Source organism: Patescibacteria group bacterium, from assembly GCA_022560785.1.
GTDB lineage: Bacteria > Patescibacteriota > Minisyncoccia > Phycocordibacterales > JADFSL01 > JADFSL01.
Map to the genome: position 1 here is coordinate 1 of JADFSL010000020.1, position 2,105 is coordinate 2,105.

A 2,105-nucleotide genomic window follows, 5' to 3' on the forward strand; every position below is an offset into this window, starting at 1 on the left:
GAGATTTTTTATTGTAAATTTTTTCTTTGTTATTTCTTCTTCTCCCACGCATACAATGAACGGAATAAACCGTTTATCTGCAAGTGAAATCTGGTCACCCACTTTTTTGTCGGTGAGGTTTACGGCAACAGCGATTCCTTTTTGACGAAGCTTTTGTGCCAAAGTTTGTGCAAATGAGATCTTCTCTTTATCGGTTGTACAGATAAATAAATCGGTTGGAGAGGCGTATTCTGGCAACAGATTATGTGTCTCCAGGAAGTCCCGCATAGTCACATCCCCCATTCCGAATCCAACTGCAGGTATATTGGGAACTCCAAATATATCAAGAAGATTATCATAGCGTCCACCGCCAAAGAGTGATCGATTATTTTCAGGAGAAGTGTCAAATACCTCAAATACCATACCGGTATAGTAGTCAAAACCTCGTACAATGTTTGGGTTGTATGACACATTCTTTATTCCAAGAGCACTGAGCGCAGATTTGAGTGTTTCAGCACCATCCCAGTGAGTATCGAGTTCAAATACCTCGCCAATTATTTTTTTTGATTCATCTTCAAAATTATCTATTTTGTCCTTTTTATCTATAAGTGCCAAAAGCTGTTTTGCGCGATCTCCCTCAATACCACGTTTATCAAACTCTGCCAGAATACTCTCCCTGCTATTTATCCTCATTTCAAAATCCTCATCTTTTGCACCAAAGTTGTTCATAATATGGTAAGCAAGTGAAATAATTTCAATTTCAGCTTCTATACCAGCGACTCCAAATATGTCGGCATTGAGTTGCCAGTGCTCTCGCAACCGCCCCCTTTGAGGTCTCTCATACCGAAAGACATTCGGAATAGAGTACCAGCGAAGAGGAAACAAAAGTTCTCGTTTTTTTTCCGCAACCATCCGTGCGATACTCGGTGTCATCTCTGGGCGCAGGGTTATACTTCTGCCACCGCGGTCTTCAAAAGTATATGTTTGCTCGTTTACGATCTCTTCTCCAGTTTTTGCCTTGTAGAGCTCTGTTGATTCAAGTATTGAAGAAGAATATTCACTGTAGCCAAATGACTCAGCAGTATTGCCCATCACATCAAAAATGTAGTTTTGTATATATTTCTCTTCGGGATAAAAATCACGAGTGCCCTTATAAGACTTTGTAGAGAGCTTCTTTTTTCCAAGCATAGTCATCAAATTGTATCTGAAATACGGGGCATCAACAAGTCTGGATTACTTGACCGAATTGGTTTGTCCTTCTGTTCTTATCGCATTGTCACTTTTGTTCAGGATTAACTCACGGACACGCCTCGGGTTGGAAATTCCCTTGATGACAAATTCTTGCGATTCACCAGCAGTTTGTACATGTATGTCGCCAAAATTAAGTAGTGTTGCTACGATTCCATTAACTTCTATCGTTACATCCTGAATTCGCTCCATCCTGAATGTTGAAGTCTGACGGTGAAATAGTCCTTTTTGCTCAATATCGACTATTCTCTTTTCAGTAATAATCCATGCATCGAGATAATAATCAGTCCAGACACCAGCCAGTTTTGTCCAAAATAGCAGTGACCATGAAGCGACAGCAAATAAAAGAATCGTCGGATCTATATCAAAAGAAAAGGTGTTTGTGGCAGTGAGTTCAATACTATTTTCTGCAATGTATATATAAGCAATAATAGGAAGTATGAAAATAATCACCAATCCAATGACATCTCGCAGGAGTATAAACCAATGCTTTCTAATCACTGATTCAACATGTTCATTTTTCTCAAGTTTCAGCATACTTATACTATATTCATAACCGATAAAAACATAACTCCTACAAGTAGGAACGAAACACTAAAGTATAGAATCATCACAACCCAGATTGCAAATGAGTTAAGTCCATACCTAAACCAATGGTAGAGAAGAAAAAGACTATAAATACCAGCAAATCCAAGTATCGTCCAAAACACAAGCCACACAATATGGGCTTCGTACATAAATGAGAAAAATACCTCATAATCAAGTTGCGGTACCATATAGATATTTTCTCACAAATAGCGCATATAAAAAAGAGGAATGCACACTAATATTGGATTGTTGAAAATGGTAAAAATATGTGATAATATTTCAACCGAATA

Annotated in this window: 3 protein-coding genes; all 3 read right to left on the bottom strand. The window is 38.2% G+C overall.

Going from position 1 to position 2,105, the window contains the following annotated elements; translation table 11 throughout:
• Positions 1-1,167: histidine--tRNA ligase (locus IIB50_02210; protein MCH7529908.1), on the bottom strand; the 1,167-nt coding region annotated here is incomplete at its 3' end.
• A 45-nt stretch (positions 1,168-1,212) separates the two neighbouring features.
• The gene (locus IIB50_02215; GenBank protein MCH7529909.1) at positions 1,213-1,764 is read right to left on the bottom strand and encodes a PH domain-containing protein; all 552 of its coding nucleotides are present in this window, start codon (positions 1,762-1,764) and stop codon (positions 1,213-1,215) included.
• A 2-nt stretch (positions 1,765-1,766) separates the two neighbouring features.
• Complete coding sequence (locus IIB50_02220; protein ID MCH7529910.1) at positions 1,767-2,003, bottom strand: hypothetical protein; 237 nt, start codon at positions 2,001-2,003, stop codon at positions 1,767-1,769.
• Positions 2,004-2,105 lie beyond the last annotated feature (102 nt).

Coding starts and splice junctions, on each gene's coding strand:
- IIB50_02220 (MCH7529910.1), bottom strand. CDS start 2,003: ATGGTACCGCAACTTGATTATGAGGTATTTTTCTCATTTATGTACGAA.
- IIB50_02215 (MCH7529909.1), bottom strand. CDS start 1,764: ATGCTGAAACTTGAGAAAAATGAACATGTTGAATCAGTGATTAGAAAG.